Source organism: Streptomyces sp. NPDC049687 (genome assembly GCF_044465285.1).
Classification (GTDB): domain Bacteria; phylum Actinomycetota; class Actinomycetes; order Streptomycetales; family Streptomycetaceae; genus Streptomyces.
Genome location: NZ_JBITLN010000031.1, coordinates 1 through 12,257 on the forward strand (window position 1 = coordinate 1; position 12,257 = coordinate 12,257).

At 69.0% G+C, this 12,257-nt stretch carries 13 protein-coding genes; 8 read left to right on the forward strand and 5 right to left on the reverse strand.

From position 1 onward, the window contains the following. Nucleotides 1-283 precede the first annotated feature (283 nt). Both ACIBVL_RS42585 and ACIBVL_RS42590 read left to right on the forward strand, forming a co-directional pair. Complete coding sequence (locus ACIBVL_RS42585) at nucleotides 284-1,225, forward strand: alpha/beta fold hydrolase (protein ID WP_399106565.1); 942 nt, start codon at nucleotides 284-286, stop codon at nucleotides 1,223-1,225. A gap of 27 nt (nucleotides 1,226-1,252) precedes the next feature. After that, nucleotides 1,253-1,399, forward strand: coding sequence for a hypothetical protein (locus ACIBVL_RS42590; RefSeq protein ID WP_399106567.1), 147 nt, complete (start codon nucleotides 1,253-1,255; stop codon nucleotides 1,397-1,399). Between the two features lie 598 nt (nucleotides 1,400-1,997). Here ACIBVL_RS42590 and ACIBVL_RS42595 read toward each other — a convergent pair. Genes ACIBVL_RS42595 through ACIBVL_RS42605 form a run of 3 tightly spaced genes read right to left on the reverse strand, consistent with a single transcriptional unit; the run spans nucleotide 1,998 to nucleotide 2,558 of the window. Beyond that, on the reverse strand, nucleotides 1,998-2,141 hold the full coding sequence (locus tag ACIBVL_RS42595; protein ID WP_399106569.1) for a hypothetical protein: 144 nt from the start codon (nucleotides 2,139-2,141) through the stop codon (nucleotides 1,998-2,000). A gap of 29 nt (nucleotides 2,142-2,170) precedes the next feature. After that, nucleotides 2,171-2,353: a hypothetical protein gene (locus ACIBVL_RS42600; protein WP_399106571.1), complete on the reverse strand. Its 183-nt coding sequence runs from the start codon at nucleotides 2,351-2,353 to the stop codon at nucleotides 2,171-2,173. After that, complete coding sequence (locus ACIBVL_RS42605; RefSeq protein ID WP_399106621.1) at nucleotides 2,313-2,558, reverse strand: Tn3 family transposase; 246 nt, start codon at nucleotides 2,556-2,558, stop codon at nucleotides 2,313-2,315. The genes ACIBVL_RS42600 and ACIBVL_RS42605 overlap by 41 nt, the downstream gene beginning before the upstream one ends. 13 nt (nucleotides 2,559-2,571) lie before the next feature. Here ACIBVL_RS42605 and ACIBVL_RS42610 point away from each other — a divergent pair, with 13 nt between their 5' ends. After that, nucleotides 2,572-3,252, forward strand: coding sequence for a Tn3 family transposase (locus tag ACIBVL_RS42610; RefSeq protein ID WP_399106623.1), 681 nt, complete (start codon nucleotides 2,572-2,574; stop codon nucleotides 3,250-3,252). A 455-nt stretch (nucleotides 3,253-3,707) separates the two neighbouring features. On the opposite strand, the gene ACIBVL_RS42615 is transcribed toward ACIBVL_RS42610, so the two are convergent. Then, a complete protein-coding gene (locus ACIBVL_RS42615; RefSeq protein ID WP_399106573.1) occupies nucleotides 3,708-3,983 on the reverse strand; it encodes a hypothetical protein in 276 nt (91 codons plus the stop codon). Nucleotides 3,984-4,039: 56 nt separating this feature from the next. On the opposite strand from ACIBVL_RS42615, the gene ACIBVL_RS42620 reads away from it, so the two are divergent. The 4 genes from ACIBVL_RS42620 to ACIBVL_RS42635 all read left to right on the forward strand — a co-directional run bounded on the left by ACIBVL_RS42620 (nucleotide 4,040) and on the right by ACIBVL_RS42635 (nucleotide 8,475). After that, nucleotides 4,040-4,231 (forward strand): hypothetical protein, encoded by a 192-nt coding sequence (locus ACIBVL_RS42620; RefSeq protein WP_399106575.1) that lies wholly within the window; start codon nucleotides 4,040-4,042, stop codon nucleotides 4,229-4,231. 256 nt (nucleotides 4,232-4,487) lie between these two features. Further along, nucleotides 4,488-5,504, forward strand: coding sequence for an NAD(P)/FAD-dependent oxidoreductase (locus ACIBVL_RS42625; protein WP_399106625.1), 1,017 nt, complete (start codon nucleotides 4,488-4,490; stop codon nucleotides 5,502-5,504). 248 nt (nucleotides 5,505-5,752) lie between these two features. Then, entirely contained in the window at nucleotides 5,753-6,760 is a 1,008-nt protein-coding gene (locus ACIBVL_RS42630) for an NAD(P)H-binding protein (RefSeq protein ID WP_399106577.1), read from the forward strand. Nucleotides 6,761-6,843: 83 nt separating this feature from the next. Next, a complete protein-coding gene (locus ACIBVL_RS42635) occupies nucleotides 6,844-8,475 on the forward strand; it encodes an MFS transporter (protein WP_399106579.1) in 1,632 nt (543 codons plus the stop codon). Nucleotides 8,476-8,870: 395 nt separating this feature from the next. Here ACIBVL_RS42635 and ACIBVL_RS42640 read toward each other — a convergent pair whose 3' ends face one another. After that, a complete protein-coding gene (locus ACIBVL_RS42640) occupies nucleotides 8,871-9,638 on the reverse strand; it encodes a ferric reductase-like transmembrane domain-containing protein (RefSeq protein ID WP_399106581.1) in 768 nt (255 codons plus the stop codon). Nucleotides 9,639-10,692: 1,054 nt separating this feature from the next. On the opposite strand from ACIBVL_RS42640, the gene ACIBVL_RS42645 reads away from it, so the two are divergent. Beyond that, a complete protein-coding gene (locus tag ACIBVL_RS42645) occupies nucleotides 10,693-12,216 on the forward strand; it encodes an FAD-dependent monooxygenase (RefSeq protein WP_399106583.1) in 1,524 nt (507 codons plus the stop codon). The last annotated feature ends 41 nt before the right edge of the window (nucleotides 12,217-12,257 follow it).

The window sequence follows — 12,257 nt, forward strand, 5'->3', positions numbered from 1 at the left end:
AGCCGAGCCGCCCTTCTTGACAAGTCAGTACAGAACCGCCTAGTTTTCCGACTGTTCAGTACACAACCGTCCTGAGCTCACCGGACAGGCTTGGTCCGGGCTTTGCCGGACCGCGACGCCGCGAAGGCGGCTCGGACGTTGAACTCATGACGTTCAGGGCGTCGCACGCAGCTCGGCGCAAGAGCGAGCCAGCCGATGAAGGCTGCTTCAGAACCAAATACTTCGGAGGACCTCATGACCGCGGTCAGTACGGACAACGCCGCACCGGAAGGCACGATGTCCCGTGATTGCTGCTGACGAGACGTTCGACGGCACGTGGCCGTATCCCGCCCGCTTCAACGAGGCGGCCGGCTTCCGCCAGCACTACGTCGACGAGGGCCCCGAACGGCCCGATCAGACGATCGTCATGCTGCACGGCGAGCCCACGTGGGGCTACGAGTGGCGCCACCTGATCGGGCCACTGTCACGTCACCATCGCGTGGTCGTTCCCGACCACATGGGCTTCGGCAAGAGCGAGACGCCCCAGGACCGCACATACGACGCGAGCGAACACATCCTCAATCTCGAATCGCTTCTCGTCGACACGCTCGACCTCACCGACATCACCCTGGTGGTCCGTGACTGGGGCGGCCCCATCGGCACCGGGTTCGCGCTGCGTCACCCCGACCGGATCTCCCGGATCTTCGCGGTGAACACCGTGCTGCCTCTCGCCCAGGGCATCGAGGATCTGATGAAGGCCAACGGCGCCGAGAGCCGGTGGTTCCAGTGGGCCCAGTCGGCGCTCGCGGACGGTTCGTTCGAGCAGATCCTCGGAAACGCGGGTCACACCATCGCCCAGCTGATGATCGACCTGCAGCATGTCGCGCGACCGGAGATCGCCACGCCGACCTGGATCCGCGCCTACTCCAGCCCCTTCCCCACCCCCGCCGAGTCCCGCGGTGTCATCGCCTTCCCCCGGCAGGTCCTGGAGGGCCCGCAGGGCCCCCCGCCCGGCCCGCCGCCCATGGAAGCCGTCGTGGCGCTGCGAGCCGTGCCGGCGATGCTGGCGGTCGGGATGCGGGACACCGCACTGCTGCCCCAGTACGTGATCCCGTCGTTCCGGCTCAGCTACCCCGAGGCACCCGTGGTCGAGATCCCGGGCGCCGGCCACTTCCCGACCGAGGACGCTCCCGAGACGCTGCTGGCACTGCTCGAACTGTTCCTGCAGACGTCCGCGCGCACCTGAAGGCCGAACGGCCGGCTCCGCGGGTGGGTGGCCGGCAACGCCACCGATCTGGTCGCCCAGGTCGGGGCCTCCGCGGCGGCCGGCGCCGACATCAACAGGATGCCGGCCACCGCGGACACCGACGCGGCCCTCCAGGGGATCGCCGAGGTAAGCCCACAAGGGGCCACAGGATGATCTTGAAGCCCTGAGATCTCAGCCCGTCACCGCTCGCCTCACCTTCGTCGGCGAGGAAACCGACCTGTTTTCCCGTCTGGAAGCCGATCAGTTTCCAGACGGTTTCAGTCATGCCCAGCAAGCAAACAGCAGGAGTGTCCCGCTGAGGTCAACGCCACACTCCTCGACGTCCTCGCCCGCCTCGACGACTCCGCATCCTCGGCTTCCTGAACGGCCGAACCACCCCAACCAGATGGAGGACACGACAATGACGGAGCACAATCCCATGGACAAGAACACGACATCGCGACAGCGGGCCCTGGTGGTCGGCCTCGGGATCAGCGGGATCGCCTCCCCGCTGCGACTGCATCGCGCGGGCTGGGACGCGGTGGTGCTGGAGAAGGCCCCCGAGCGGCGCCGCGGCGGATACTTCATCGCCCTGCGGACGCAGGTCGCGGGGATGGCCGCCTGGTCCAGTCTGCGTCGAGGGTGGCGACTACCGTGGTCTGGCTGCGGGTGCCGCACCGGCTGCACGCGATCCCGGTCCCGCGGTCGAGGCGGTGCGGCTGCAGCGGACCCTGGGCGGGTTCAGAGCGCACGACGCGGTAAGCGAGGCGGGTCATCGGCGCCGCGGCTTGGTCGTGGAATCGCCGCCACCGCGGCAGCCGCGGACGACGAAGGAGCCGGGTCCGATGCTGGTGCGTGCGTTGTTGAGGAACGAACGCAGCCGGCCGGGGTAGGAATCGTGCAGTTCGCTGGCCATGCCTGTAACGCGAGCAGCCACAGCACAGATCAGCCGCGGGCGGCCCTGGGTAGCCGCAGCGGCCGGTAGCCGTCGGTGTCCAGCTTGGCCAACTCGCCGTCGATGTCCACCGAGTGGGTTCCGTAAAAGTTGACGTCGGCGTGGTGGCTGGGCCAGATGTGCGCCAGCGGCTCATCGTCGATGGGCCGGCCGGCACGACGCAGCGCGGTCACCGCCAGGCCGTAATAACTCGGTGCTCCAGGTAAGGATCGCGTTGGCGGCCACCGTCAGGCACCACATCTGCTCCGACTGCTGCTCGTGGTGCCGGCGCCGGACCGCTCCCTCACCGGCGTAGGCCAGTTCCCCGCGCAGGGCGTGCAGGTTCTCGCCCTTGTTCAACTGCCAGGAGATGCGCCGGCGGTACGCCTCATCGGCCAGATAGCTGCGCTACCTGTCGGATCCGCAGCTACGCCGACGGACCACGGCGGCGACCAACAAGGTCGAGTCCTACAACAACTTCTCCGCCTGGTGCCGGTTCGGCAACGAGGGCCGGATCCGCGACAACGACCCCGCCGAGCAGGACAAGCACATCGAGTTCTCCACCCTGTTGACCGACGCCGTCATCTTCCACACCACCTTGGACATGATGGGCGTGCTGCGCCGGCTCGCCGCCGAGGGCTGGGAGATCAAACCGGAGGATCTGGCCGTGCTGTCGCCGTACCAGACGATGCGGATCAACCGGTTCGGCGTCTACGCCACCGACAAGATCACCATCACCCCGGAGCAGTACGACGCGCACCTGCCCGACATCGTTCCTCGCCCTCGACCCGGTGCCCTGACCCGGGCCGACTCAGTCCTGGCCGCCGCCGGTGTCGCCGGACAGGAACGGGTCGCCGTTGACCAGCGGCGCCCAACAGACCGCGCCGCGGACCACCTCGGGCAGCGGTCGGGACAGTCGTCCGGGCTGATGAGGAAGTACACGCCGGCCCGCCGCACGGTCGTGAGCAGCGCCTGGGCCAGGGCGCGGTGGGTCGGCTCGGCCAGCGCGCCGTCCTTGACGGTGACGCCTGCCGCGGCGGTGACGGCTGTAAGGCAACGGGGGCACGGCCGCGATGGCCGCGGCGAGAGTTGAGCCTGGAGAAGCGGAAGTCGGTCCCGCCCTGGTCGCGCGGGGATAAAGATCGTGGCTATGAGTGAGCCTTACACGGGCGAGTTGGTCGATGTGGTGGACCTGTACGCCGATGTCCAGCAGGTTCTGCTCAACCGGCTGGCCGCCGGCGCTGATCCTGGCCGTGTCGGGGTCGTCATGCAGGCTCACGAGTTCCTGCAAACGCGGTCCGAGTTGGCGGAACGGCGGTCGAAGTGCCACCGTCTGCTGGCGGCGAGGCGTTCGGCGACTGACCGTGCAGTTCAAGCCCGGTGACACCGCCCATGCGGTGGAGCAACTCAACTGGATGCGGGCACAGTTCTTCGCCAACCGCCCAGACGACCGCCCGGCGGCGCGTAAACCTACGGGTCGTGCCTCCGCGGCGTCGAAGGGGGCCGACCGCATCATATGCCGGTGCAACGAGGCCGGCCGTGCCCTTGTCAGTGGTGGCGCGGGCGAGGCAGCAAGGCGAACGCGCTCTCCGCGATCGAGGTCAGGCGGTCGGGACTGTAACCGTACGCACCCACGACATCGGTCCCGCGGATGACGGTCAGCAGAAGGTACGCAAGGTCGTCGGGGTCCGCGTCGGGGTCGATGTCGCCGTTGCGCTGCGCCGCTCGCACACACTCGGCCACCGCCGTCGTCGCGACCACGGAGAAGCAGTCGTTGGCCAGGCGTTGCACCTCGGGGGCGGAGGCGCCGAGTTCCAGGGCCATCTTGGCGGCGAAACCATCGAGCGGTTCGGGCTGCTGCTCGGCGGCATGCTCACCGAATGGGCGTCATGGCGGTGGGTGATGTACGTGAACGTCGCCTTCACGTCCCCGCCCTGATCGGTGCCTTGCTGCTGCTGGCCAATCCCGTGATCACCCAGAAGCCCAAACCCAACATTCCGGGCATGGTCGTGGTGAGCGAGGGCCGACCTGTCGCACTTGACAACTCAGTACAGAACCGCCTAGGTTTCTGACTGCTCAGTACACAACGGTCCTGAGCTCACCGGACAGGCTGCGTGCACGCCTGGCGCGATTGAGGGCAACCCATGCCTTTGAACTCCCCCGCGCCCCCGGCGTCGCGACGCCTTCCAGGCCGACAAGGCACGGTCCACAACAACCCAAGACGGTCGCCGACCACTTCCTGGGCTTTCTGAACAGCTGACCCCCCTGCAACCACCCAGAACTCGAAGGGCTGACCGAACCATGACCGACAAGGAAAAGCAGGAGGCCATGGCTGTGACGACTCCTCCGTACGCGAGCGACGCACTGGCCGAGGGGACCGTCGACGCGGTGGTGATCGGCGGGGGCGCCGCGGGGCTGAACGGTGCACTGATCCTGGCCCGCTCCCGCCGCTCGGTCGTCGTGATCGACAGCGGCTCCCCGCGCAACGCGCCCGCCGAGGCCGTGCACGGCCTCCTCGCTCTGGACGGCACCCCGCCGTCCGAGATCCTCCGGCGAGGCCGGGAGCAGGTGCGCCAGTACGGCGGACGCGTCGTGTTCGGTGAGGTGGTCTCGGCCGAGCCCGCCGCCCCCTCGGCGGACGGGGACCTGCGCTTCACCGTCACCCTGGCCGACGGCCGCCACATCACCGCCCGCCGCATCCTGGTGGCCACCGGCCTCACGGATGTGCTGCCACAGGTGCCCGGGCTCGCCGAGCACTGGGGGCACAGTGTCGTGAACTGCCCGTACTGCCACGGCTGGGAGGTGCGCGACGAGCCCATCGGCATCCTCGCCACCGGCCCCGCCTCCGTCGGCCACGCCTATCTGTTCCGTCAGCTGACCGAGGACCTGACCTACTTCACCCACGGCACCGACCTGGACGAGGACAGCCGCGCCCGCTTCGCCGCCCGCGGCATCCGCGTCATCGACACCCCGGTCACCGAGATTGTCAACGACACCGACGGCGCCCTCGCCGGGGTGCGCCTGGCCGACGGGCAGGTCGTGGCCCGCCGCGTCCTCGCGGTCGTCACGCAGATGCAGGCCCGCACAAAGGGCCTGGTAGGTCTGGGCCTGCCGATGCAGGACCTGCCGACGGGCCGCACTTTCGCCTCCGGCACGGCCGGCACCACCGAGGTACCGGGTGTGTGGGTGGCCGGCAACGCCACCAATCCGGTCGCCCAGGTCGGGGCCTCCGCAGCGGCCGGCGCACTGGCCGGCGACTACATCAACAGGACGCTGGCCACCGCGGACACCGACGCTGCCCTCCAGGCGAGCACCGAGGCAAGCCCCACAGCGGCCACACGATGATCTCGAAGCCCTGAGATCTCAGCCCGTCACCGCTCGCCTCACCTTCATCGGTGAGGAAACCGATCTGCTTTCCCGTCTGGAAACTGATCAGTTTCCAGACGGTTTTCAGTCATGCCCGGCAAGCAGGCATCAGGAGCGTCCCGCCGAGGTCAACGCCACCCTCCTCGGCCTCCTCGCCCGCCTCGACGACTTCACATCCTCGGCTTCCTGAACGGCCGACCCACCCCAACCAGATCGAGGACACAACAATGACGGAACGCAATCCCATTCTGATCACCGGTGCCGGCGGCCAAGTCGGTGGCGTGAGCAGGGTGATGGTCGACATGCTGCTCGAACAGGGCCACCCGGTGCGCGCGTTCGTGCGACGGGACGACGAACGCGCGCAGTCGCTGCGCGAGGCCGGGGCCGAGGTCTTCGTCGGCGACCTGCTCAAACTCGCGGACGTGGCCGCCGCGCTGCAGGGTGTCAAGCGCATCTACTTCAGCATGAGCGCGGCGCCGTACTACGCCGATGCCCTCACCTTGATGGCCGCGGCGGCGCGAGCCCAGGGCGACATCGAGGCCTTCGTGCACCTGTCCAACTACGAGCAGTCGTACATGACGCTCGAGAAGATGACCACGCCGGATGAGGAGCGGCGTTCTTGGCTCGGCGGACTGGTCACGGACTGGTCACCGCAGCAGCGGGCGCACTGGGTCTGCGAGCGGGTGCTGGACTGGTCCGGCATCCCGACCGTCAACGTGCGTGCGACCATGTTCGCCGAGTCCCCCCACCTGACCTGGATGCTCCAGGGCCCGCTGAGCAACGGTGAACTGCGCCTGCCCTACGGCAACCAGCGGCTCGCGCCCATCGCCGTTCACGACCTGGCGGAGGTGTGCGTGAAGATACTGGTCGACCCCGCACCGCACATCTCGAAGTCCTACGAGCTCACCGGCCCGGAGCTGAAGGACATGTACGGGTTCGCTGAGGACTACGCAGCCGCGCTGGGACGCCAGGTCACCTACATCCCCGAGGAAGTGGAGGCCTGGAACGAGGCCTTCATAGACGAGACCCTCCTGCAAGAGGCCCTGGGCGATCCGGCTACGGCCAGGCACGTGGCGGCGCACCTGAGGACCCAGACCAGGCTGGTCGCCGGCGGGCGGTACGACGTCCTCTCCGACCAACTGGAATCCCTGCTCGGGCGCCCGCCGCGGACCGTGCGGTGGGCGCTGCAGAACAACACTCGCCTGCGTGAACTGGCGGGTGCTCCGAGCCACTGAGCGCTCCGGAGCAGAACATGACGCCACGCGATGGGCAATTCAGAGCTTCCGCTCGTCCGCCCCGTCCCTCTTAGGAGTTACCGATGCCCTTCCTTGCAAATACCCCCGTGGAGAAGATGCCCGGGCCGTACGCGCGGCGCTGGTGGGCGCTGCTCGTGCTGTGCCTGAGCCTGCTGATCACGGTGATGGCGAACACGTCGCTGATCGTCGCCGCCCCCGACATGACCACCGACCTGGGCCTGAGCAGCAGTGATCTGCAGTGGGTCGTCGACAGCTACACCGTTCCGTACGCGGCGCTGATGCTGGTGCTGGGCGCGATCGGCGACAAGTACAGCCGGCGCGGCGCACTGGTGCTGGGTCTGCTGCTCTTCGCCGGCGGTTCGGTGATGGGGAGCATGGTCGACGAGACCGCACTGGTCATCGTGGCCCGCGCGATCATGGGTGTCGGTGCCGCGGTCGTGATGCCGGCCACGCTGTCCCTGGTGGTCGCGACCTTCCCCCGGAGCGAGCGGACCAAGGCCATCACCGCCTGGGCCGCGACCTCCGGGCTTGCGGTCGCCGTCGGCCCGCTGGTCTCCGGCTGGCTGCTGGAGGACCACGCCTGGGGCTCGACCTTCCTGATCAACGTGCCGATCGCCGTCCTCGCCGTGTTCGGCGCGCTCGCCCTGGTACCGCCGTCCAAGGCGCAGGGCATGGGCCGGATCGACTACGTCGGTGGTCTGCTGTCGATCGTCACCGTCGGCTCCCTGATCTACGCCGCCATCGAGGGCCCGCACTCCGGATGGGGCGTCGGCCCCGTCACCGCCGCCGTGGTCGCCGGTGTCGGTCTGGTCGCCTTCGTCGCCTGGGAACTGCGGCACCCGCAACCGATGCTGGACGTCCGCAAGTTCGCGCTGCGGCCCTTCAGCGGCTCGATGCTCGCGGTGCTGTTCTTCTTCTTCGGCATGTTCGCCGTGATCTACTACGTGACGCAGTTCCTGCAGTTCGTCCTCGGCTACGGCTCCCTGGACACGGGTGTACGGCTGCTGCCGCTGGCCGGTGCGGTCTTCCTCGGGTCCGCGCTGACCGGGATGCTCACCCCGAAGCTGGGCGTGAAGCCGATGGTGGTGACCGGCCTGGCCATCGGCACGGCGGGCATGTTCCTGCTCACCCAGATCGACAAGGGCTCGACGTACGGGGACCTCCTCCCCCCGATGATGATGCTGGGCCTCGCGCTCGGACTGGCCATCTCCCCGGCGACCGACACGATCATGGGCTCCTTCCCCGAGTCCGAGCTCGGCGTCGGCGGCGGTGCCAACGACACCGCGCTGGAGCTGGGCGGGGCCCTGGGCATCGCGGTGCTGGGCTCGCTGCTGGGCACGGCCTACCGCGACGAGCTGACCGACCTGGTGGGCAACCGGCTCCCGCCGGAGGCGATGGAGACCGCCAAGGACTCCGTCGGCGCCGGTCTGGCCGTCGCACAGCGGGTCGGGCAGGATCCCTCCGCCGGGCCCCAGCAGGCCCAGGCCGCCGTGGACGCCGTCCACCAGGCCTTCGCCCACGGAGTCGCCCAGGCCAGCCTCATCGGCGGGATCATCATGGCCGCCGGAACACTGATCGTCCTCGCGGTCCTGCCGGGCCGGCGCGGGTTCGCGAGGAAGAGCGCCGAGCCGGGGGCCGGGACGACGGCGAGCGAGGCGGCGACTGTGCGGGAGCACACCGGGGCCACCCGCTAGATCGCCGGCGGGGCGTCCACTGGATCGCCGGGGACGCGTCCGCCGGGTCGCCGGGCACCGCCTCCGCCGGATCGCCCGCAGGGTGCGTCGGGCAGGAGCCCGGCGGCGCGAGACGCGCAGGCCGCGGGCGTGGTCCACGGTCCACGGTCCACGGCCAGCGGGTCTCCTGCCGGAACGCCTGTCGATGCCTCTGGAGCTGGTGACACCACCCCCCAGGCCATGCGTTCACCATGCGTTCGACAGGGGGGAGAAGCCCTGCCAGCTCCAGAGGCCGGGAGCCCCATTGCGGGCCACGAAGAGGTAATGGGGGCGCCGGAAAGACGCAGCACGCGCTGGATACGTTCGTACAGGAGGGGCGACGCAGGGGACGACGCGTCGTCCGTTCCACGAGTCGATCAGCGGAACGCGAAGCGTTCGGTGTGCAGGTGGTCTCGCGAGATGCCCGCGCGGCGCAGATCGCGGGTCAGGGTGTTCAGCATCCGGTCCGGTCCGCACAGGAAGATGTGGATGTCGGGACTCACCGGTCCGACCTCCCTGAGGACGCGGGCCGCGGTCAGGCGGCCGTCGGTCGAGCTGAACACTCGGCCAGTCCCGACGAGGCGAGCACCGGATCGAGCAGCCAGCCGTGCAGCACTGACGTGCCCACCATCACTCCGATGAACCGGTGGATGAAGAGCCACCGCTCGTACGGCAGCCGGATGATGGCGCTCACCTTCGGCAGTGAGACGAGTACGAACAGACCCAGTGCGACGCCGGAGATGATGCCGAGTGCGAGTCCCGTCGCGGCCGTCGGGGTCCACGCGACCGCCGTCCCACTGCGTCGAAACGATGTGGACCGTGATCAGCGCGATCGCCCATAGTGAGTATCTCTTGTGCCACAGATACATGCGGTCCAGCCCGCCGAACCACGGTTCCAGCCGTCGGATGCGGGTGGCCAGTACCAGGCTCAGCGTCATCATGTAGACCGCCAGCAGACCGGCCAGGTCGCCGAGGAAGTAGATTCCGTCGACTCCGGTGGGGCGGCCTTCGTTCCATATCAGGCCGAGGTCGACGGCCAGCACCGTGACGACGATGGGCCCGAAGCACCGTCTCGTCAGTCGTCCGTCCAGCGGTCGTCGCAGGATGTGCAGGGCGTACAGGGCGATCGCGATCAGCAAGCTCAAAGCAGTTCTCCGTAGCTCTCGGTCCTGGGGGCCCTCAGCCCGCCGAGGCCTTTCGCGGTCGGCTCGGCGTCGGTGCGGTCACTGTGCGGATCGTGTTCGTTGGCGCGCCGGACTTCTCGGCCGAGGGGGAACTCCCTGCGCTGTACCGGTCGGGACGCACAAGGACGAGGCCGGGACCGCAGATGCCGTACGTCGTACGGAAGCCTCGATCCGGCCATCTACCCGGCCACGACGGCGGCGGCCGACGAGCTGACCTCCATACCGTCGCACGAGGAATTCCGGTTCGGTCTGGACCTGCTTCTCGACGGCCTGGAGCGGGCCGCGCGTGGACGGTCCCAGGACTCCTTCGAGCCGGGCGGCATCGGGCCGGGCGGCTCCGGAAAGGGGCGGCGCCGAACGACTCGGCCGCCTGACGCCCCCGTGGAGCCCCGAGTCCGGGCGGCGCGCCAGTAGTGCGCGCCGGGGCGGAGATGACGTCCCGCCATGTGGTGTAGCCGATCAAGGAAGCGGAACGCCCAGGTTATGACCCCAATCGCCTTTCCTGGCATCCAGGTTGAAGCCAGGGCACCGAGACCGGCGGCGATCGCCGAGCGGCGCGCGGTGGTGCGAAGCGGCAAGGCCGGGAGCGGAGGCGGCAGCCCGTGATCGGCTACACCACGAGAGGGGGCACGACCGCGGCACAGGCGGCCCGCCTGCGGAAAGCCGTCCGCGCATCCCCTCGCTCCGCCTGGCTTGCCCGCCCTCCAATAAACGGCTACGCTGTATCCATAAACGGAACGGGATGACTCGCCACCCGGCGTGGCGACCTTCCGTGACGTCAGGCGACTGGGTGCGGCTGTTCTTCACGCAGGGGGAACGGGGCGTCGCCGTGGGGCGGCGCTCAGCATGACTGCCGAACTCTGATCGCCGACAGTTCGACGGTCTGGGCGCTGCTCCATCCGGTCCGTGGCCACCTGTCGGCGCATGTGGACGCGTGGTCCAGTTCGAGAACCCCTGCAGCGCAGTGCGGCTCCCGGCCGTTTTCCCCCTGCATCATCGATTGAGGTTGATCAACATGACCGAACAGCACCCCCGGCACGCTCGAGAGAGCGACATTGACGTACTCGTCGCTGGAGCCGGTCCGACCGGCTCCACCCTGGCGGCCGACCTGCTGCGCCGCGGCCTGCGTGTGCGTGTCGTCAACAAGGCGCCGCACGCCTTCGAGGGCTCCCGCGCCAAGGGGATCCAGCCCCGCACCCAGGAAGTCCTCGAGGATTTCGGTGTGCTGCATGAGGCGCGCGCGGAGGGCGGCCCCTACCCGCTGGCGGGACTCCACCTCGGGCCTGTCACCGCGCCCTGGAAGATGCAGCAGCGGAGCAAGCCGACCCCGGATGTCCCCTACCCGAACATCCTGCTCCTGCCGCAGCACCGTACCGACGCGATTCTGCACCGTCTGCTCGAACGTCTCGGAATGAGCATCGAGTACGGGGTCGCCCTGGAAGGCTTCGAGCAGGACGTCGAAGGCGTCACCTCGACGCTGTCCACCGGCGAGCGGGTGCGCAGCAAGTACCTCGTGGGCGCCGACGGCGGGGCGAGCGCCGTCCGCGCGGCCACCGGTCTCGGCTTCGTCGGAGAGACCGACGACTCCGACAAGACCCTCATCATCGACTGCACGATCGACGGACTGTCCCGCGACCGATGGCACATGTGGCCCCGCGCGTCCGCAGGCGCATGCCCGCTGCCGCACTCCGACCAGTTCCAGGTGATGATCCGGCTGAAGCCGGGCGACACGCCGAACCTCGACCATGCCGCTGTGGCCGATCAGTTCCACGTACTCACCGGTCTCAAGCTCCGCGACATCACGTGGGTCTCGGTGTTCCGGCCCAACGTCCGACTCGTCGAGCACTACCGCCAGGGCCGCGTCTTCCTGGCGGGTGACGCCGCGCACGTGCACACCCCGGCCGGCGCCCAGGGGCTCAACACCGGTGTGCAGGACGCCTACAACCTGGGCTGGAAGCTCGGCCAGGTGATCGCCGGCGCTCCGGACAGCCTGCTGGACAGCTATGAGGCGGAACGGCTCCCGATCGCAGCGGGCGTCCTCGGCAAGTCCAGCGAGCTCTACCAGAGCCTGAGCAAGCACAGCGTCGCCGGCCTGAAGCGCGACGACGAAGAGCGGCAGCTGGCGCTCACGTATACCGGCGGTCCGCTAGCCCCCGCCGACGCTCCGGCCACCAAGACTCTGCATGTGGGCGACCGTGCACCGGACGCGCCGTGCACCGCACCCGGCTCCAGCCGCCTCTTCGAGATCTTCCAGGGTCCGCACTTCACCCTGCTGGCCTTCGGGCCCAACGCCACCGAGGCCCTGCCCAAGCTGACATGGCCGACCGAAGGTGCCGAACTGCACCGGTACGCCGTTCGCGGCGGGCGCGGAATCGACAGCGGCTTCCTCACCGACACCACCGGCCAGCTGAGCCGCATCTACGGGGTGGAAGGCGATGCTTTGGTCCTGGTCCGGCCGGACGGGTACATCGGCGGCATCATCGCGGCCGACTGGACGGCCTCTTTCGCCTCCATCGCCAAGGCGTTCACCCCCAGGTGACGCTTGCCGTACGGGCCGGGAACTCCGATGCCCCACACGGT

Bases quoted from the DNA above. Each gene is read 5' to 3' on its own strand.
- ACIBVL_RS42635 (WP_399106579.1), top strand. From the start codon at position 6,844: ATGCCCTTCCTTGCAAATACCCCCGTGGAGAAGATGCCCGGGCCGTAC.
- ACIBVL_RS42595 (WP_399106569.1), bottom strand. From the start codon at position 2,141: ATGGCCAGCGAACTGCACGATTCCTACCCCGGCCGGCTGCGTTCGTTC.
- ACIBVL_RS42630 (WP_399106577.1), top strand. From the start codon at position 5,753: ATGACGGAACGCAATCCCATTCTGATCACCGGTGCCGGCGGCCAAGTC.
- ACIBVL_RS42625 (WP_399106625.1), top strand. From the start codon at position 4,488: ATGGCTGTGACGACTCCTCCGTACGCGAGCGACGCACTGGCCGAGGGG.
- ACIBVL_RS42615 (WP_399106573.1), bottom strand. From the start codon at position 3,983: ATGGCCCTGGAACTCGGCGCCTCCGCCCCCGAGGTGCAACGCCTGGCC.
- ACIBVL_RS42620 (WP_399106575.1), top strand. From the start codon at position 4,040: ATGGGCGTCATGGCGGTGGGTGATGTACGTGAACGTCGCCTTCACGTC.
- ACIBVL_RS42645 (WP_399106583.1), top strand. From the start codon at position 10,693: ATGACCGAACAGCACCCCCGGCACGCTCGAGAGAGCGACATTGACGTA.